Source organism: Nocardia sp. NPDC056064 (assembly GCF_042266925.1).
Taxonomy (GTDB): domain Bacteria; phylum Actinomycetota; class Actinomycetes; order Mycobacteriales; family Mycobacteriaceae; genus Nocardia.
This window is the reverse complement of the sequence record NZ_JBHJWO010000001.1, coordinates 1,460,840-1,479,663: the sequence shown is the minus strand read 5'-3', so window position 1 is coordinate 1,479,663 and position 18,824 is coordinate 1,460,840. Positions and strand designations below refer to the sequence as shown.

20 protein-coding genes are annotated in these 18,824 nt (G+C 69.4%); 14 read left to right on the top strand and 6 right to left on the bottom strand.

From position 1 onward, the window contains the following. Positions 1-40: 40 nt before the first annotated feature. From ACFC06_RS06780 to ACFC06_RS06760, 5 genes are all read right to left on the bottom strand, one after another. Positions 41-823 carry an ABC transporter permease gene (locus ACFC06_RS06780; RefSeq protein WP_375928606.1) on the bottom strand — a complete coding sequence of 261 codons (783 nt, stop codon included), beginning with the start codon at positions 821-823 and terminating at the stop codon, positions 41-43. Then, positions 820-1,752, bottom strand: a complete 933-nt coding sequence (locus ACFC06_RS06775) for an ABC transporter ATP-binding protein (protein ID WP_375928604.1) — start codon at positions 1,750-1,752, stop codon at positions 820-822. The genes ACFC06_RS06780 and ACFC06_RS06775 overlap by 4 nt, the downstream gene beginning before the upstream one ends. Then, the gene (gene mptB / locus ACFC06_RS06770) at positions 1,749-3,467 is read right to left on the bottom strand and encodes a polyprenol phosphomannose-dependent alpha 1,6 mannosyltransferase MptB (protein WP_375928602.1); all 1,719 of its coding nucleotides are present in this window, start codon (positions 3,465-3,467) and stop codon (positions 1,749-1,751) included. Before mptB ends, ACFC06_RS06775 begins: the two co-directional genes overlap by 4 nt. Before the next feature lie 82 nt (positions 3,468-3,549). Further along, positions 3,550-4,515, bottom strand: coding sequence for a rhomboid family intramembrane serine protease (locus ACFC06_RS06765; RefSeq protein ID WP_375935242.1), 966 nt, complete (start codon positions 4,513-4,515; stop codon positions 3,550-3,552). Positions 4,516-4,576: 61 nt separating this feature from the next. Continuing rightward, complete coding sequence (locus ACFC06_RS06760) at positions 4,577-5,485, bottom strand: hypothetical protein (protein ID WP_375928600.1); 909 nt, start codon at positions 5,483-5,485, stop codon at positions 4,577-4,579. A 286-nt stretch (positions 5,486-5,771) separates the two neighbouring features. On the opposite strand from ACFC06_RS06760, the gene ACFC06_RS06755 reads away from it, so the two are divergent. The 9 genes from ACFC06_RS06755 to ACFC06_RS06715 all read left to right on the top strand — a co-directional run bounded on the left by ACFC06_RS06755 (position 5,772) and on the right by ACFC06_RS06715 (position 13,246). After that, positions 5,772-6,575: a metalloregulator ArsR/SmtB family transcription factor gene (locus tag ACFC06_RS06755; RefSeq protein ID WP_336083923.1), complete on the top strand. Its 804-nt coding sequence runs from the start codon at positions 5,772-5,774 to the stop codon at positions 6,573-6,575. After that, positions 6,572-8,008 (top strand): Fe-S cluster assembly protein SufB, encoded by a 1,437-nt coding sequence (gene sufB, locus ACFC06_RS06750; protein WP_375928598.1) that lies wholly within the window; start codon positions 6,572-6,574, stop codon positions 8,006-8,008. The genes ACFC06_RS06755 and sufB overlap by 4 nt, the downstream gene beginning before the upstream one ends. Continuing rightward, complete coding sequence (gene sufD / locus ACFC06_RS06745; RefSeq protein WP_375928596.1) at positions 8,008-9,186, top strand: Fe-S cluster assembly protein SufD; 1,179 nt, start codon at positions 8,008-8,010, stop codon at positions 9,184-9,186. Before sufB ends, sufD begins: the two co-directional genes overlap by 1 nt. 35 nt (positions 9,187-9,221) lie before the next feature. After that, on the top strand, positions 9,222-9,989 hold the full coding sequence (gene sufC, locus ACFC06_RS06740; protein WP_375928594.1) for a Fe-S cluster assembly ATPase SufC: 768 nt from the start codon (positions 9,222-9,224) through the stop codon (positions 9,987-9,989). A 1-nt stretch (position 9,990) separates the two neighbouring features. After that, positions 9,991-11,244 (top strand): cysteine desulfurase, encoded by a 1,254-nt coding sequence (locus ACFC06_RS06735; RefSeq protein ID WP_375928592.1) that lies wholly within the window; start codon positions 9,991-9,993, stop codon positions 11,242-11,244. 3 nt (positions 11,245-11,247) lie between these two features. Then, on the top strand, positions 11,248-11,724 hold the full coding sequence (sufU, locus tag ACFC06_RS06730; protein WP_278264315.1) for a Fe-S cluster assembly sulfur transfer protein SufU: 477 nt from the start codon (positions 11,248-11,250) through the stop codon (positions 11,722-11,724). Continuing rightward, positions 11,724-12,107, top strand: a complete 384-nt coding sequence (locus tag ACFC06_RS06725; RefSeq protein WP_375928590.1) for a metal-sulfur cluster assembly factor — start codon at positions 11,724-11,726, stop codon at positions 12,105-12,107. The genes sufU and ACFC06_RS06725 overlap by 1 nt, the downstream gene beginning before the upstream one ends. A 193-nt stretch (positions 12,108-12,300) precedes the next feature. After that, positions 12,301-12,732 (top strand): DUF4189 domain-containing protein, encoded by a 432-nt coding sequence (locus tag ACFC06_RS06720; protein ID WP_375928588.1) that lies wholly within the window; start codon positions 12,301-12,303, stop codon positions 12,730-12,732. A gap of 85 nt (positions 12,733-12,817) precedes the next feature. After that, on the top strand, positions 12,818-13,246 hold the full coding sequence (locus ACFC06_RS06715; protein ID WP_375928586.1) for a DUF4189 domain-containing protein: 429 nt from the start codon (positions 12,818-12,820) through the stop codon (positions 13,244-13,246). A 51-nt stretch (positions 13,247-13,297) separates the two neighbouring features. On the opposite strand, the gene ACFC06_RS06710 is transcribed toward ACFC06_RS06715, so the two are convergent. Continuing rightward, positions 13,298-13,927, bottom strand: a complete 630-nt coding sequence (locus ACFC06_RS06710; protein ID WP_375928584.1) for a TetR/AcrR family transcriptional regulator — start codon at positions 13,925-13,927, stop codon at positions 13,298-13,300. Positions 13,928-14,084: 157 nt separating this feature from the next. Between ACFC06_RS06710 and ACFC06_RS06705 the strand changes: the two genes are divergently transcribed. The 5 genes from ACFC06_RS06705 to ACFC06_RS06685 all read left to right on the top strand — a co-directional run bounded on the left by ACFC06_RS06705 (position 14,085) and on the right by ACFC06_RS06685 (position 18,814). Next, the gene (locus ACFC06_RS06705; protein WP_375928582.1) at positions 14,085-15,374 is read left to right on the top strand and encodes a PucR family transcriptional regulator; all 1,290 of its coding nucleotides are present in this window, start codon (positions 14,085-14,087) and stop codon (positions 15,372-15,374) included. A gap of 36 nt (positions 15,375-15,410) precedes the next feature. Continuing rightward, complete coding sequence (locus ACFC06_RS06700) at positions 15,411-16,469, top strand: alpha/beta hydrolase (RefSeq protein ID WP_375928580.1); 1,059 nt, start codon at positions 15,411-15,413, stop codon at positions 16,467-16,469. Positions 16,470-16,777: 308 nt separating this feature from the next. Beyond that, entirely contained in the window at positions 16,778-17,431 is a 654-nt protein-coding gene (locus tag ACFC06_RS06695; protein ID WP_375928578.1) for a lipid II flippase MurJ, read from the top strand. Between the two features lie 66 nt (positions 17,432-17,497). After that, entirely contained in the window at positions 17,498-18,052 is a 555-nt protein-coding gene (locus ACFC06_RS06690) for an NADAR family protein (protein ID WP_375928576.1), read from the top strand. A gap of 261 nt (positions 18,053-18,313) precedes the next feature. Next, a complete protein-coding gene (locus ACFC06_RS06685; RefSeq protein ID WP_375928574.1) occupies positions 18,314-18,814 on the top strand; it encodes a DUF4189 domain-containing protein in 501 nt (166 codons plus the stop codon). The last annotated feature ends 10 nt before the right edge of the window (positions 18,815-18,824 follow it).

Here is an 18,824-nt window from a genome sequence, read left to right as displayed (position 1 = left end):
GGCCCACCGGCAGGGCTACTACAGGTCGTCGTTGATCTTGTCAGCTGAAGCGGAACAGGCGGGTGGCCAGCCAGCCGCAGACCAGGCCCCAGGCCGCGAGCACCGCGACGCCGAACCAGTCGACGGTGCCGGACAGGGCCGATTCCAGGGTGAAGGCCAGCGCGCCGGAGGGCACCAGCCGTACGAGCACGGTCACCGCGGTGTGCAGCGAGTCGCCGACGAGCACCAGGCTCGCCACGCCCAGCATGATGAACCAGAGGATATTGGCCAGGGCCAGCACGACCTCGGCCTTGAGCGTGCCGCCCAGCAGCAGGCCCATGGCGGCGAAGGTCGCCGTGCCCAGGGCGATCACCAGCGCGCCCAGCGCCAGCCCGCCGAAACCGGGCCGCCAGCCCAGCGCCATCCCGATCGCGCCCAGCAGGATCGCCTGCAGCACCACCACGATCAGCACGGCCGCGCACTTGCCCGCGATCACCCCCCAGCGGGGCAGCGGAGTGGCGCCGAGGCGTTTGAGCGCGCCGTAGCGGCGGTCGAAGCCGACGGCGATGGCCTGGCCGGTGAACGCGGTCGACATCACCGCGGTCATCATCACCATGGGCACGATCTTCTCGACCCGGTGCTCACCGAGATCGCCGAACGGCAGCAGGGTGAGCCCGACCAGCAGGGTGATCGGGATGAACATGGTGAGCAGCAGCTGTTCGCCGTTGCGCAGCAGCAGCTTCAGTTCCAGCGCGGTCTGCGCGGTGAGCATGGCCGCGCGCGAGGCGGGGCGCGGGGCGGGGGCGAAGGTGCCGGGGGCGAAGCGGCTCGTGGTGTCGGTCATCCGCGCAGGTCCCGTCCGGTCAGTTCGAGGAAGACGTCTTCGAGGCGGCGCTGGTCGATGCGGATGTCGGTGGCCAGCACGTCCATCCTGGCGCACCAGGCGGTGACGGTGGCCAGCACCTGCGGGTTGATCTCGCCCTCGACCAGATAGGTGCCCGGCGTGGTCTCGCGCGGCGAGAACCCTTCCGGCAGCGCCGATTTCAGCAGCGCGAGGTCGAGCTTGGGTGGGGCGCAGAAGCGCAGCTGGCCCGCGGCGCCGTGTGCGGTCACCTCGGCCGGGGTGCCCTCGGCGACGACCTGACCGTGATCGATGATCACCAGCCGGTCGGCGAGCTGCTCGGCCTCGTCCATCATGTGCGTGGTGAGCACGACGCTCACACCGTCACGGCGCAGGGCGTCGATGAGCTCCCAGACGATCAGGCGCGCCTGGGCGTCCAGGCCCGCGGTGGGCTCGTCGAGGAAGACGATCTCAGGCCTGCCCACCAGCGCGCACGCCAGCGCGAGGCGCTGCTGCTGGCCGCCGGAGAGCCTGCGGTAGGGGGTGCGGCGATTGTCCTGCAGGCCCAGGGTGGTCAGCAGCCAGTCGGGGTCGATCGGGTCGGCCGAGTAGGCGGCGACCAGGTCGAGCATCTCGCCGGCGCGCGCACCCGGGTAGGCGCCGCCGCCCTGCAGCATCACGCCGATGCGCGGGCGCAGCTGCTCGGAGTCGGCGATCGGGTCGAGACCGAGCACCCGCACGGTGCCCGCGTCGGGACGCACGAAGCCCTCGCACATCTCGACGGTGGTGGTCTTGCCCGCGCCGTTGGGGCCGAGCAGCGCGAACACCTGGGCGCGCTCGACGTCGAAGCGCAGGCCGTCGACCGCGGTGGTCTCGCCGTAGCGCTTGACCACGCCGTCGACGCGGACGGCCGGTCCGGAGCGTGTCGTCACGAGGTGACACCGTATTCCGTGGCCCGCTGTGACGGAGCCGACACCCCCGTCTGGGCCCGCCACGGGAGGGTGTGCCGGGTGAGCGCGAAGAACAGACCGAAGCAGACCGCGGCAGCCAGTGCGGCACCGATGATCTGGAAGACCTGGAACTCGGCACCGCGCGGCATCACCAGCAGGGAGACGACCGCCGAGAAGGCGACGGCGGGGACGCGGAAGACGGGTTGGGTGGCCCAGGCGGCCAGGGGGACGATGGCCCAGAGCAGGTACCAGGGCTGGACCACGGGGAACAACAGCACGACCGCGCCGAGCGCGACACCCAGCGCGCCCACCGGATGCAGCCTGCCGGTTCCCGTGGCGACGAGCATCCGGACCACCACATACGCCGCCACCAGCGCGGCGATCGGCCGGGTGATCGACAACAGCGCCGTGGTGTGGTCGCCCAGGCCGAGCAGCACGCCACCGAAACCGGTGATGATCCCGATGACGGTCGGCAACGACATCCAGCTGCGCACGGCGCTGGCGGTGTTGAGCGTGAAGACCCAGCCGAAACCGAGTCCGCTCAGCGAGCTCACCAGCAGGGTCGTCACGCCCGCGATCACGCCGAGCAGCAGGGCCGCCTTCAGGATGGCCTTGGGGGTGCCGCCCCAGCGTCTGGCCAGAGCCATGCCGACGAAGCCGAGGGCGATGATCGAGGTGAGTTTCACCGAGGAGGACAGCGTGATCACCACGGCACCGCCGATGAGCAGGGCGTAGGCGCGACCGTCGAAGGGTGGGAGATTCGTCGCGGTGAGCCGGTCGGGTGTGCCGCCGTCACCGTAGATCGCCCGCAGCATCAGCTCCACGCCCGCCAGCATCAGCCCGAGCATCAGCGCGTCGTTGTGCACCCCACCGACCAGATGGAACAGCACCAGCGGATTGGCCGCGCCCAGCCACAGCGCGCTCACCGGCGCCACCCCGCACCGCACCGACAGCCGCGGCAGCGCCCACACGATCAGCGCTACACCGGCCAGCGCCAGCAGCCGGTGCACCCAGACTCCGGCGATGATGTTGTCGCCGGTCAGCTCCGCGATGCCGCGCCCGATCCAGAGGAACAGCGGGCCGTACGGGGCGGGGGTGTCGCGCCAGATGGTCGGCACATTGTTGGTCAGGACGTTGTCGATGCCGAGCCCGGCCACCGGGCCCTCGACGTACGGGTCGATGCCGCGCGCGGCGATCTCGCTCTGCGCCAGATAGGAGTAGACGTCGTTGCTGAACATCGGCGGGGCGACGCTGAGCGGGATGATCCACAGCAGCAGCGTGCGATCCAGCTGTGAACGCGAGAGCCGGTGCAGCGGCGAGCCCGCCAGTCCGCCGACCGCGAAGCGGCCGAGCAGCAGCCACGCGCCGATCACCAGCACGGTGCCGAACATGCACATGGCCAGCGAGCCGGTGTGCGCGCGGGCGAAGATGCCGAGCACCCGGACGCCCGAGACCGGGTTCTGGTGCACGGGCTGCGCGCCGATGCCCAGCGCGGCGATCGCCATGAGGACGGTGCCGGTCGCGCCCATCAGGCGGATCCGGTCGAGCTGGGCCCGCTCGTTCTTGTCGAGCCCGGGCACCTCGCTCTCGTCGCGGTGCAGGACCGCCACGGTGTGATCGGGTGTCGGCACGTCGAGCCCGAGAGCCCGTCTCCCGAACGCCAGTGTCTTGCGCGCCGCGCCCTCCAGTACCGCCACGAACACGGAGCCTAGTGGGCGGGGGCGGGGCGGGTCCTGCGCCGGTCGGCTACGGCAGGTCGGCCGGTGCCGCCGTCGCCGGTCAGGACTGGCTCGTGCCGGGCGGTGCGCCGACGAGCACCACCGGCGGTTCGCCGCGCTGTGTCACGGCGGCACCGGCCACGACCGCCAGGCACAGCAGCGCCACGGCGCCCAGTGCCGCCCAGCCGATGCGCTGCGCCGCCTCCGGGGTCTTGGCCGACAGCCATTCCGGGACGAACAGGATGCCCAGGGCGCTGAGGGTGCCCGCCGCGAGGCCACCGAGGTGCCCCCACAGCGAGATGCCCGGGATCGAGAAGCTGATCACCACATTGACACCGATCACCACCAGCATCGGTGTCGGGCTCTGCCGCAGGCGCAGCAGGGTCACGGTGACCGCGCCGAACAGGCCGTACACCGCGCCGGACGCGCCCGCGGTCGCGCCGATGGACTCGGTCAGCGCCATCACGGCGGCCGAACCACCCAGTAGTGACACCAGATACACCGCGGCGAACCGCGCCCGCCCGAGCACCCGCTCGAGGTCGCGCCCCACGATGTAGAGGGCGAACATGTTGACCAGCAGATGGATCGCGCCGTAGTGCAGGAAGCCCGACCCGAGTACCCGGATCCATTCCCCGTCCGCGACCAGCCGCGGCACCAGCACCCACGCCCGGAACAGCGCCGACCCGCGATAGTTGTCCATCGCGCTACCGGCCTGCGCCGCGGTGATCACATAGACCAGCACATTCACCGCGATCAACCCGTAGGTCACAGACGGCACCGCCGCCCCACCGGCCCGCGCCCCACCCACGGTCCGCACCGGCCGCACCTCACGCTGCCCCTGCCGCACACAATCCACACAGTGCTGCCCCACCGCGGCGGGCCGCAGGCACTCCGGACAGGCAGGCCGCCCACACCGCGTACACGCGAGCCCGGTGGGCCGATCAGGATGACGCACACACGTCGTTACAGGCGGGTTCGACACCCTCCCATCGTGCCAGACCCCGACCCACCCAGCTGGACGGTTGATCACCGCGGACACACCCGGGACATCCGCTCCGGCGCTCGGTGACCGCGCGATCCGTACCGGCTCAGCGATAGTGGTCCAGGACGGCGTTCATGACCCGGTGAGAGGTAGGGGTGTCGCCGCCTACGGCGACGGTGGGGACCAGGGGCCGGTTGTCTTCGTCGACGGTGAACCCGGGACCGAGTCGGCCTTTCATGAGGGCGGGTCCGTCGGGGAGGTCGTAGCGTCCGCGTTCGTCGAGGGGGCCATCGAAACTGGATTCGGGGAGGTAGTCGAACAGGATCGCCGTGTGGACGCCGTCGAGCCGGAACGCGCAGGCGCCCAGCTGTTGTTCGTTCGCGGCGATGCTCGCGCCGAGGGCGACGGGGACCGCGCACGGATCGGCACCGGTGAGGACGCTACGCGGCAGCCCAGCGGTGGTGCCGTGCTGCGGCTGCTCGATCCATTTCCCCATCGCGGCCTCGGCCAGGCGCTCGGCGGCCGGACACGGATCGCTGCCCGCGGGCAGGTGCAGAAGCGCTGTGTACCCGACCGACGCCGGATACTTCACATCTACCCGGCACCACCGCTCGCCCTCCGGAATCGAGCGATCGCGCCTGCTGTCGCGGTCCTCGATCGTCGTGAGAGTGGCACCACCGATCGTCGTGGACTCGCTCGTATCGGGGACGACGCCCCACGCGCCGTCGAAGGTGCCCGCGACAACCGTCAGGTCGAAGCTGCCCGGACCGTCGGCGGTCGTCAGCGTCGTTGCGCAGCCCTCTGTGCGGCGTAGCCGATCGGGCCCCGGCATGCCGAGCTCGGCGAGTTCGGTCCGGGGAACCAGCGCGCATGCTTCGATCCCCCTGGCTTGCCGCAACATGTCGAAGATCTGATCGTCGGTCGTCGCTTCGACGGACCAGTACGGTGGCGCTTCTTCTCCGGCGCAGGCGACGACGGTGACGAGCATTGCGGCAGCGAGCAACAGTCGTTGCACGTGATTCCCCCTGAGAGCCGATCGGATGCCCGGCTATCGTGCCACGGCCGGGTGCGCCTCCGAGGCTCGTGGAGTCTTCGATAGAGGTGCGTTGTGGGGGCTGAAAGGGTGATGGACGGCTGTGCGATGAGTCACCTCGGGGTGGGGGTTGGGGTGGGGTGGAGGGGCCGCACCTGGGGTTTTGTCGGGGTGGGGTGGGGTGTGGGGGGCTTCTGTGCAGGTCAGGGCACCCTTTGTCAGGGGACCCTTATTAGATTTAGGGAAGTAATTCCGCCACACTGGTGTTGTGAAAACCGTGGGTTTGCGGGCAGGCGAGGACGGGACCGGTCGTAAGACGACCGGCGCCCGGTCGTCGGCGCTACCCGCGGCGACGGCGCACGAAGGGCAGACCAGGGCGGCCATCGTCCAGTTGCTGCTCGAAGAGGGGCCGATCACGGCGACGGCGATCGGCACCGCGCTCGGGCTCGCGCCCGCGGGCGTGCGCAGGCACCTCGACGCGCTCATCGACGCAGGCCAGGCACGGGCGAATCGCTCGGCGCCCTGGCAGCAGAAGGGGCGGGGCCGTCCCGCCAAGCAGTACCAGCTGACCGCGGCGGGCCGGGGCAACCTGGGCCACGCCTACGACGATCTGGCCGGGGCGGCGATCCGCCAGCTCGGTGAGATCGGCGGCGACGCGGCGATCACCGAATTCGCGCGCAAGCGGGTCCGCACGATCGTCGACGGCATCGAGCCGGTCGCCGAACACACCGCTCCCCAGATCGAGGCCAAGGTGTCCGAGATCGCGGAAGCCTTCGCCGACGCCGGTTTCGCCGCCACCACCCGCCAGGTCGGTGCCGGTGTGCAGATCTGTCAGCACCACTGCCCGGTGGCCCACGTGGCCGAGGAGTTCCCGCAGTTGTGCGACGCCGAACTGGACGCTTTCCGGGACCTGCTCGGCACCCATGTGCAGCGACTTGCGACGATCGCCAACGGCGATTGCGCGTGCACCACCCATGTGCCGTTGGTCGCGGTACAGAAAACAGCTTCCACCCCATCCGCCGCACAGCCCGCGGCGGGACGAACGAACGACTCCGGAAGGAGTGCCGAATGACGACTGCCGCCGATCAGGTGCAACCGCTCACCCAAGACGAAACCATCGCCTCGCTGGGCACGTACGGTTACGGCTGGGCCGACTCGGACGAGGCCGGCGCCAGCGCGCAACGCGGTCTGTCGGAAGCTGTCGTTCGCGACATCTCGGCCAAGAAGAGCGAGCCGGAGTGGATGCTCGACATCCGCCTCAAGGCGCTGCGCATCTTCGATCGCAAGCCCATGCCGAACTGGGGTTCCAACCTCGACGGCATCGACTTCGACAACATCAAGTACTTCGTGCGCTCCTCGGAGAAGCAGGCCGAGAGCTGGGAAGACCTGCCCGAGGACATCAAGAACACCTACGACAAGCTGGGCATCCCCGAGGCGGAGAAGCAGCGGCTGGTCTCCGGTGTCGCCGCGCAGTACGAGTCCGAGGTCGTCTACCACTCCATCCGCGAGGACCTGGAGAAGCAGGGCGTCATCTTCCTCGACACCGACACCGCGCTCAAGGAGCACCCGGAGATCTTCCAGGAGTACTTCGGCTCGGTGATCCCCGCCGGCGACAACAAGTTCTCCGCGCTCAACACCGCCGTGTGGTCGGGTGGCTCGTTCATCTACGTGCCGCCGGGCGTGCACGTCGACATCCCGCTGCAGGCCTACTTCCGGATCAACACCGAGAACATGGGCCAGTTCGAGCGCACCCTGATCATCGTCGACGAGAACGCCTACGTGCACTACGTCGAGGGTTGTACAGCCCCGATCTACAAGTCGGACTCGCTGCACTCCGCGGTCGTGGAGATCATCGTGAAGAAGGGCGGCCGCTGCCGCTACACGACCATCCAGAACTGGTCCAACAACGTCTACAACCTGGTCACCAAGCGGGCCAAGGCCGAGGCGGGCGCCACCATGGAGTGGGTCGACGGCAACATCGGCTCCAAGGTCACCATGAAGTACCCGGCGGTCTGGATGACCGGCGAGCACGCCCACGGCGAGGTCCTCTCGGTGGCGTTCGCCGGTGTCGGCCAGCACCAGGACACCGGCGCGAAGATGCTGCACCTGGCCCCGCACACCTCCTCGACCATCGTGTCGAAGTCGGTGGCGCGTGGTGGCGGGCGCGCGTCCTACCGCGGTCTGGTCCAGATCAACAAGGGTGCCCACGGCTCCAAGTCGACGGTGAAGTGCGACGCGCTGCTGGTCGACACGATCAGCCGCTCCGACACCTACCCCTACGTCGACATCCGCGAGGACGACGTGACCATGGGCCACGAGGCGACGGTCTCCAAGGTCTCCGAGGATCAGCTGTTCTATCTGATGAGCCGCGGCCTCACCGAGGACGAGGCGATGGCCATGGTGGTGCGCGGCTTCGTCGAGCCCATCGCCAAGGAACTGCCGATGGAATACGCCCTCGAGCTGAACCGCCTGATCGAACTGCAGATGGAAGGAGCCGTCGGCTGATGGCCGTGGACAACGTTGCCGAGGCCGCCGAGGCTCGCATTCCCGCGATCAACAAGGGCGAGGTCTTCACCTCGTTCGACGTGAACGCGTTCGAGGTGCCTTCGGGCCGCGACGAGGAGTGGCGGTTCACCCCGATCCGCCGTCTGCGCGGTCTGCACGACGGCACCGCCGTGCGTGACGGGCAGGCCACCGTCGAGGTCACGCCGGTCGAGGGTGTCACGGTGGAGACCGTGGACCGTACCGACGCCCGGCTCGGCCAGGCCGGTACCCCCGCCGATCGGGTCGCGGCCCAGGCGTATTCGGGCTTCGAGACCGCCACTGTCGTCTCGGTGGGCGCGGAGACCGAGGTCGCCGAACCCGTCACCGTGACGATCACCGGCCCGGGTGAGGGCAAGACCGCCTACGGTCACCTGCAGGTCCGCCTGGGCAACTTCGCCGTCGCCACCGTGGTCATCGACCAGCGCGGCAGCGGAACCTACGCCGAGAACGTCGAATTCGTGCTCGGGGACAGTGCCCAGCTCACCGTCGTCGCGGTCCAGGAGTGGAACGAAGACGCCGTGCACACCACCGCGCACCACCTGAAGCTGGGGCGCGACGCCACCGTGCGGCACTTCGCGGCCACCCTGGGTGGCGAGCTGGTCCGGCTCACCGGCACCGTGCGCTACGCCGGTCCCGGCGGCGAGGCGGAGCTGTTCGGCCTGTACTTCGCCGACGCGGGCCAGCACTTCGAGCAGCGGTTGCTGGTCGATCACTCCGAGCCCAACTGCAAGTCCAATGTGCTGTACAAGGGTGCGCTGCAGGGTGATCCGGCCTCGGCCAAGGGTGACGCGCGCACCGTGTGGGTCGGCGACGTGCTCATCCGCGCCGCCGCGGAGGGCACCGACACCTACGAGGCCAACCGCAACCTGGTGCTCACCGACGGCGCGCGCGCCGACTCGGTGCCGAACCTGGAGATCGAGACCGGCGAGATCGCCGGTGCCGGACACGCCAGTGCCACCGGCCGTTTCGACGACGAGCAGCTGTTCTACCTGCGCGCTCGCGGCATTCCCGAGGACGTCGCCCGCCGCCTGGTGGTGCGCGGCTTCTTCCACGAGATCATCCAGAAGATCGCGGTCCCCGAGGTCCGGGAGCGGCTCGAGGCGGCCATCGAGGCCGAGCTCGCCACTGTCGGTATCTGACACACACTTACTCCCCACGAAGGAATCCGAATTCGATGACCACCTTGGAAATCAAGGACCTGCACGCCGAGATCACCACGCCCGAGGGTGAGGCCAAGAAGATCCTCAACGGCGTGAACCTGACCGTGCGCTCCGGCGAGACCCACGCCATCATGGGCCCCAACGGCTCGGGCAAGTCGACGCTGTCCTACGTGATCGCCGGTCACCCCAAGTACACCGTCACCCAGGGCACCATCACCCTCGACGGTGAGGACGTGCTGGAGATGTCGGTCGACGAGCGTGCCCGCGCCGGGCTGTTCCTGGCCATGCAGTACCCGGTCGAGGTCCCCGGTGTCTCGATGTCGAACTTCCTGCGCACCGCCGCCACCGCCGTGCGCGGCGAGGCCCCCAAGCTGCGTACCTGGGTCAAGGAGGTGAAGGAGTCGATGAAGGAGCTCGACATCGATTCCGCCTTCGCCGACCGCTCGGTGAACGAGGGCTTCTCCGGTGGCGAGAAGAAGCGTCACGAGGTGCTGCAGCTGGGTCTGCTCAAGCCGAAGATCGCGATCCTGGACGAGACCGACTCGGGCCTGGACGTCGACGCGCTGCGCATCGTCTCCGAGGGCGTCAACCGCTACAAGGAGCGCGAGAACGGTGGTGTCCTGCTGATCACGCACTACACCCGCATCCTGCGCTACATCCAGCCCGACTTCGTGCACGTGTTCGTCGGCGGCAAGATCGTCGCCGAGGGCGGTTCCGAGCTGGCCGAGGAACTCGACGCCAACGGCTACGTGCGCTTCACCTCCGCGACCGCTGGAGCCTGACATGACCGCCACGGTGCCCGCCCTCGACGTCGCCCGGATCCGGGCCGACTTCCCGATCCTGAACCGCACGGTCCGGGACGGGAAACCGCTGGTGTACCTGGATTCCGGCGCGACCTCGCAGCGCCCGCTGCAGGTGCTCGACGCCGAACGCGATTTCCTGCTCACCCGCAATTCGGCGGTGCACCGTGGCGCCCACCAGCTCGCGGAGGAGGCCACCGACTCCTACGAGGACGCCCGCGTGGCCATCGCGCGCTTCGTCGGCGCCGACGCCGGGGAGATCGTGTTCACCAAGAACGCGACCGAGTCGCTGAACCTGGTGGCCAACGCCTTCGGCGACGACCGGTTCCCGCACAAGGTGGGCCCCGGCGACGAGATCGTCATCACCGAGCTCGAACACCACGCGAATCTCGTTCCGTGGCAGGAACTCGCGCGCCGCACCGGCGCCACGCTCAAGTGGTACGGCATCACCGACGACGGCCGCATCGACCTGGACTCGCTCGAACTCTCGCCCGCGACCAAGGTTCTCGCGTTCACCCACCAGTCGAATGTGACCGGCGCGGTGGCCCCGGTGGCCGAATTGGTCCGCCGGGCACAGGAAGTCGGCGCGCTGGTCGTGCTCGACGCCTGCCAGTCGGTGCCGCACATGGCGGTGAACTTCCGTGAACTCGGCGTGGACTTCGCCGCGTTCTCCGGGCACAAGATGCTCGGCCCGATGGGTGTGGGCGGTCTGTGGGGCCGTCGGGCGCTGCTCGAGCAGACCCCGCCCTACATCACCGGCGGGTCGATGATCGAGACCGTCACCATGGAGAAGACCACCTACGCGCCGCCGCCGCAGCGTTTCGAGGCGGGCACGCCGATGACCTCGCAGGTCGTCGGGCTGGCCGCCGCGGTCCGCTACCTGGAGGACCTCGGCATGGACGCGATCGCCGCGCACGAGCACGCGCTCACCGGCGCCGCGCTCGAAGGTCTGCGCGGCATCGAGGGCGTCCGGATCATCGGGCCCACCGAGAACGTGGACCGTGGTGGCGCGGTGGCCTTCGTGGTCGACGGCATCCACGCCCACGACGTGGGCCAGATCCTCGACGACCAGGGCGTGGCCATCCGCGTCGGGCACCACTGCGCCTGGCCGCTGCACCGCAAGTTCGGTGTCGCCGCCACCGCGCGGGCGTCCTTCGCCGTGTACAACACCCTCGACGAGGTCGACGCGCTGGTCCAGGCCGTGCGGAAGGCTCAGAGCTTCTTCGGAGTTGCATAGACCATGCGCATGGAGCAGATGTACCAGGAAGTGATCCTGGACCACTACAAACACCCGCACCACCGCGGGCTGCGGGAGCCGTTCGGTGCCGAAGTGCACCACGTGAACCCGACCTGCGGTGACGAGGTGACCCTGCGTGTGCACCTCGACGACGCCGGCGAGGTCGCCGACGTCTCCTACGACGGTCAGGGCTGCTCGATCAGCCAGGCCGCCACCTCGATCCTCACCGATCAGGTGATCGGGCTGCCGGTGCAGCAGGCGTTGAAGGTGGTCGACTCCTACAGCGAGATGATCTCCAGCCGCGGCACCGTCGAGGGCGACGAGGACGTGATCGGTGACGGCATCGCACTCGCGGGCGTCGCCAAATACCCGGCGCGCGTGAAGTGCGCACTGCTGGGGTGGATGGCGTTCAAGGACGCCGTCGTGCAGATCGCCTCGGCCGAAGAAGCCAAGCCTGCCATGGGAAATGGGGAAGCGTGATGACTGAGACACCGGCCGCCGAGCCCACCGAAGCCGCCGCTCCCGAGGTGGAGCTGACCCCCGAGCAGGTCCAGCACCTGGAGGACCTCGAGGAGGCCATGCGCGATGTCGTCGACCCCGAACTCGGCATCAATGTCGTGGACCTCGGCCTGGTCTACGGCATGTCCGTGGACGCGGAGAACATCGCCACCCTCGACATGACGCTCACCTCGGCGGCCTGTCCGCTGACCGACGTCATCGAGGACCAGTCCCGCAACGCGCTGGTGCGCAGCGGCCTGGTCGAGGACCTGAAGATCAACTGGGTCTGGATGCCCCCGTGGGGCCCGGACAAGATCACCGAGGACGGCCGCGAACAGCTGCGCGCCCTCGGCTTCACGGTCTAGCGCCGTCTTCTCGCAGGCCCGGATCCCACGGTGGATCCGGGCCTGCGGTGCGTTGTCACCGGGGCCGACCGGCCGGTGATGTCGGGACCGAACCCACTGTGATTCATGCCATTTACTTCTGCGCCCGGGCGAAGTCGGTGGTCAAATGAGCGGTTCCGGATTCCCGGAATTGTTTCATGAGGAGAGTTTACGAATGAGTTTCATGGGTAAGGCCGGTCTCGCGGTGGCGGCGCTCGGTCTTGCGGCCGGGTCGGTTCTCGGTGCCGGGTCGGCGAACGCGGTGCCGCTCGATCAGTGGGGCGCGCTGGCCTTGGACGCGGAATGGTCGAACGTCGGTCGCGCCGTCGACTACCCCACGCGCGCCGAGGCCGAGGCCGCGGCACTGGAGCAGTGCGCCGTGGACGGCTGCGCCATCGAGGTCACCTGGGCCAACGGTTGCCTGGCTCTGGTGGAGAACGCGGACTACATCGCCTGGGGCAAGGGCGCCGACCGTGCCGAGGCCGAGCGGGAGGCCTACCTCGCGCTGACCGAGGGCACCCCGCAGAACCTGCTGGTCAACGTCGGCTCGTCGCAGCTGGCCGGCGGCTCCCTGATCGACACGGTCTGCACCAGCAACGCCGGCTGAGCACCCCAGGAATCGGGTCTGGATCCGGTGCGGGTCCGGGCCTATCGTCTCGGTGCACCATCCATTTCCAGAGGAGATCTTTCGAATGAGTTTCACGGGTAAGGCCGGCCTCGCCCTGGCGGCGCTCGGTCTTGCGGCCGGGTCGGTGCTCGGTGCCGGTTCGGCGAACGCGGCGGGCGACCTGTGGGCGTCGGTCGCGCTCAGTGACAACGAGCCGATCTACGGCCTCAGTGTCAACCTCGACAGCGCCGAGGCCGCCGAGGCGGCCGCGGTCGCCGACTGCCACCTGGGCGACTGCAATGTCGTGATGACGTGGGCCAACGGCTGCGGTGTCCTGGTCGAGAGCAACGACGCCTTCGCCTGGGCGTCGGGCCCGACCCGCGCCGAGGCCGAGCGCAAGGCCTACGAGAACCTGTCGACCTGGACGCCCACCGCGGTCCTGGCCAACACGGGTTCGGGCGGCCTCAGCGGCGCCTACGTCGTGGACGCGATCTGCACCGCGAACGCGCGCTGATCGGTCACCGATGAGCGGGCCCGGATCCTCAGGGATCCGGGCCCTTTCGCGTCAGGGGGCCTGGTTGTCCACCACCGAGGCGATCCAGACGCCGATCATGTCCGCGGTGGAATCGATGACGACCTCGCGATCGAGTCCCTCGTCCTCCATGCCGACCGACCGCAGCGCGGTGGCGAAACCCGCGTTGAGCAGGATGAATGCCATGGTGTCGATATCGATGCCGCGGGTGGGTCCGAGCATCTGGATCAGATACAGCTTGATGATCATGCGCAGGCGCGGCTCGAATTCGGGGATGCCGCTGCCGTAGAACTGCAGGTCGGCGACCAGCGCGCGCACCAGCGGACCGTTGGCGACCAGGATCTCCACCGCGATCCGGATGACCTCGGCGACGGCGTCGCGGGGAGTCTTGTCCGCCGAGTTCACCAGCAGCCGCCCGTACCGCTCCTCGACCTGCAGGAACATGCTGTCGGTGAGCTCCTTGACGATCTCCTCGCGGTCGCTGAAATACCGGTACAGCGTGCCGATGCTCAGACCCGCCTCGGCGGCGATCTTGTTGGTCGACGTGTTGGCGATACCGCGCGTGCCGAAAAGCTGAGCGGATACCTCGAGAATGTGGCTTCGTGTCTCCTTCGCCCGATCCTGTTTCGGGCGTTTGCGCTGCTTATCGACTTGCGGTGGCATCTGTGGACCTCGGTGCAAAGAGGAGTAGAAGGTGAGTAGTCACTCATCCTAGAGTCATGATCACGAACAAACCGGAGTGTATGCCATCACATCGGCACGACTCCGGAGGAGAACCACCACCGGTGGCACCGGTCCGGTGTGGAAGGAGGAGTCGACGATGACGATCCCACTGAGCGGGGCGACGCTGTGGCAGCCCCTGCGCGATGTCCGGACGATGACCCCGCGGCTGGTCGGCCATTTCGTCGACACCGTGGCGACCTGCCGGACCCTGCCCGGGGACGCCATCGCCGGTGACGTCACGGCGATCACGCGGATGTGCCTCGAGCTCGTCAGCGGTCTGCTCGACGGGCGCGACGAGGTCGAGAAGCTCAACCGGCTGGCCGTGGCCGCCGGGGGCTGGGCGCGCGAGGGGGTGCCGATCGACACCATCCTGCACGCCTTCCACGAGGGATTCCAGCTGGCGTTCGACGCGGTGTTCCAGGACGCGGCCACCTCCGACCCGGCCGGCCTGATCGACGGATTCCGCCGGGCGACGGCCATTTCCGACCAGCTGTGCACGACGGTGACCCGCGCCTACATCCGCGAGCACCGCGACATCGCCGGCGAGCACCACACCGCGGTGCACACGCTCACCTCGGCGCTGCTGGCCGGGCAGCCGACGCTGACCATGGCGCGCGAGTGCGGGATCGCGGTGGCCGAGGCGTATTCGGTGCTGGCGCTGTCGATCCGGGAGCATCCCGACGAGCACGACCCGCGGCTCAACGGCGCGGTGGTGGCGCGGCGCAAACTGCGCCGGGTGCAGGCCGAGCTGGCGCATCGCTGTGGCGAGCAGGTGCTCTCGCTGCTGTCGGTCGACGGCGGCACCCTGCTGATCCCCGCCGAGCTGGTCGCCGAGGAGCGGCTCGACGCGCTGATCGAGGCGCTGTCGCGGGCGGCCAGGGTGGACGTGATGGCGGCGCTGGTGCCCGCGACCACGGCGGAGATCCCCTCGGCCGCGCAGCGCGCGCACGAACTGCTCGACATGGTCGAGCGGCTGGACTGCCCGCCCGCGCTCTACCGCTTCGGCGATCTCGCCCTGGAATACCAGCTCACCCGGCCGGGTCCGGGCCGCGCCCGGCTCGGGGAACTGCTGGCGCCGTTGGAAAGTCATCCGGAGCTCTACGAGACGCTGCGGGTGCACATCGCCAACAACATGAACCGTCAGCGCACCGCCCGGCTGCTGCACATCCACACCAACACCGTCGACTACCGGCTGCGGCGGGTCGCGCAGCTGACCGGGCTGGATCCGACGCACGCCTCGGGGCTGTGGCAGCTGCGCTCGGCGATGATCGCGCGCAGCTTCCACACCGGCCCGTCGGTTGTGGCCGATCCCAGCGGAACGCACCGGCCTCGGTCGGATGCCCAGAGGTGTCCCGCACCGGGACTCGGCGGCGCGCGCTCGGCCTAGATTCGGCGCCACCGGAGTGTGAGGAGGTGGCCGCCGATGCGGGGCATGCTGGTGTGCTGGATCGCGGCCGTGGTGCTGGCCCTGCCCGGAGTGGCGCTCGCACAGCCGGTCCCGGAGACGGTGGCGGCGCGGGCGCTCGCGGCGGCGCGGCCCGCACCGGACGGCTCGTACGCGGTCGCCGCCACGGCCGCGGGCCCCGGCCGGGTGATCGAGCTGACCGTGTTCTCCACCGCGATGGACCGCCCGATCACCGTGGCCGTGCTGCCCGCCGCCGATCCCGCGGCGCCCGCGGGCGCGCTGTATCTGCTCAACGGTGTCGACGGCGGCGCCGAGACCGCGGACTGGCGTTCGGGCGGCAACTGGTTCACCCGCACCGATGTCCTGGACTTCCTCGACGGCGCCCAGGCGACAGTGGTGATGCCGATCGGCGGGGGCGGCACCTTCTACGCCGACTGGCAGGCCGAGGACCCGGCCCTGGGCACTCAGCGCTGGCTCACCTTCCTCACCGCCGAACTGCCCCCGGTCATCGACTCCGCCTTCCACGGCACCGGCCGCGACGCGGTGGCCGGGGTGTCGATGGCCAGTTCGGCGGTGTTCCGGATGGCACAGGAACAGCCGCGACGGTTCCGGCTCGCCGGGTCCTTCAGCGGCTGCGTGCGCACCAGTGATCCCGCCGGTCAGGCCATGGTGTCGGCGATCGTGACCGCGCGCCAGGGCAATCCGGTGAACCTGTGGGGCGCCCCCGGTGACCCCGCCTGGGCCGCCAACGACCCCTACCTGCACGCCGAACGCCTGCGCGGCGTCGGCCTCTACGTGAGCACCGGCAACGGCCTGCCCGGCCCCCTCGACACCCTCGACGGCCCCCGCATCGGCGGCGACCCCATGAAACTGGCCGACCAGCTCCTCGTCGGCGGCGTCCTCGACAGCATCACCGCCCAGTGCACCCGCCAACTCCACACCCGCCTCACCACCCTCGCCATCCCCGCCACCTTCGACTTCCGCCCCGCGGGCACCCACTCCTGGGGCTACTGGCAACAAGACCTCCACACCTTCTGGACCGGAGCCGTCGAACAGGGCGTGTTCGCAGCTCCGTGACAGCGACTCCCGGCAGCGTCTCCGTAGGCTGGGTTTCACGGAGTGGTCCGGTGGCACAGTCGCGATCGCGGGCGTGATCAGCCGCGTGACCGGGTTCGCACGCACATTCGTGGTGGCGGCTGTACTCGGGACCGCCGCGGTCGGCGACGCCTACAACGGATCGTGCGCGGATGGCGAGCAGCGGCGTCTGGCGACGTGGCTGGCATATCTGTTGCCGCAGATCTTCTTCTACGGCATCACCGTGGTGGTGGGCGCGGCGGGCACGGCCGTTGCCCTATACCTTGCGTCCGGTTCGGGCCGGTCTCCCGATGCTGGGCTGGCTGCTGGTCTATGCGGTGATCAGCCAGATCGGGGTCGCGATCACGATGCGCATCGCGTTCGACCACGGTGGGGTCTCGGTCTATACCTACGCCGAGCTGCTGTTCCAGGTTCCCTATGGCTCTGCCGCGCTCATCGGGACCGCTGTCGCGTGCTCGGCGTTCGGCCTGGCGCCGTTCGCGCTGGTGATGCTGCAGATGCGGGTGTTCTACGCCCACAACGACACCCGCACGCCGGCGGTGCTCAACCTCCTCATGGTGACGGTCAAGGTCGGCACGCTCGTGCTGGCCGCCACTGTGCTCGGGGATCGCGCCGTGATCGTCATGCTGAGTGTCGCCGGCTCGGCGGCCTATGTGGTCGGCGCGGTGGCGGGTCATGTGATGTTGCGGCGCAGGCACGGGCTGCTCGGGTTCTCCACCGTCGCGGTCACTGTCGGCCGGGTCGTCACGGCGACTGTTCTGGCCGGGGTGGCCGGGGTGGGTGCCCTCGTGGCGGCGCGCCTCACGATCGCCGTACCCGCGACCGAGCGACTCGCCGCTCCTGCGGCCGGGGCTGTGGCCGCGATACTGGTGTTCGCGGTGGCGGCCTACGTCATCGGCATTCCCGAGTTCCGCGCGGTGCGTGCGATGCTGCGTCCGGCGTGAATTCATTGGCGGCACTCCCCGTCTCGGATGTATGGTCTGTTTGACCAAAACTTGGGAGGGGTCGTGATGATCGAGTCTGTCGGGGAATTGTGCCGGGCGATCGAGGGTGGGGCTCGGCCGAAGTATCTGGCGTTCTGGGGGCATCGGGCGCAGCGGGACGGGGGGATCGGGGCGGGGTGTTTGAGTCAGTGGTGGCCTGCGGCGTTCGTGGTGGAGGGGGTGGAGTTCGCTACGGCGGAGCATTACATGATGTGGCGCAAGGCGATGTTGTTCGGGGACTCGGTGACGGCGGATCGTGTTCTGGGAGTGGGGCATCCGGCGGAGGCGAAGAATTTGGGGCGGGAGGTTTCGGGGTTCGACGAGGGGGAGTGGGAGAAGTCGCGGTTCGGGATCGTGGTGGCGGGGAGTGTGGCGAAGTTCGGTGCGGACGAGCGGTTGCGGGAGTATCTGCTCGGGACGGGGGAGCGGGTGCTGGTGGAAGCCAGTCCGCGGGACCGGATCTGGGGGATCGGGATGACGGCCGGGGATCCGCGGGTGACGGACCCGGCGTCGTGGCGGGGGCTGAATCTGCTGGGTTTCGCGTTGATGCGGGCCAGGGAGGAGCTGGCGGAGCGGCGGTGAACGCCGGTGCGGGAGCACGGTTTCGGCGGCGCGAAACCTGTCGGTGCGGATTGCTAGTCTGTGGCGGACGCACAGTTCGGGAGGAATCGGGCGTCAAAAAGTACGAAATCCGCTGGTGTCCGGGACGAGTCCGGGCGGCACGGATTTCGCCGGACGGTCGCCGGGCGATGCGGGAAAGCTATTTCCCGAGGTAGCCGGTGGCAGTTCATGATGGGTCCGGCTTCGACCGCGAAGCCGACATTTCGATGGGGAGATTCTCTGATGTCAGTTGTGGGCAAATCCGCCCTTGGTGTGGCCGCGCTGTCGGCCGCCGCCGCGTTCACCGTGGTCACCGCCGGTCCGGCCGCCGCGGCCGAGAGCGGTGTGGCCATCGCCGAGGCGCCCGGCTACACCGCGGTCTCGCGCGACGGTGGCTTCCAGGCCGCCGCCGGTGACCTCTACGGCGCGCTGGCGCTGTCGCCGCAGGAAGCCGTGGTCGCCTCGGCGGTCAACTACGGCAGCTGGGAAGCCGCGCGCGGTGCCGCCCTGGCCGAATGCGGTGTGTGGGACTGCCAGATCGTCGTCGAGTTCCGCAATGCCTGTGGCGCTGTCGCCCAGGGCGCGGACTACCGCTTTGGCTGGGCCTGGGACTACACCCTGGGCGCCGCCGAGCGTGCCGCGGTGGACGTGCTGGGCTTCAGCGCCCCGCCGTTCCCGGACCCGGGTTCGGCCTCGCCGCGCGCGGCGGGCGTCATCCTGTCGGCCTGCACGGCCAACGTCTGATCGACGCGGG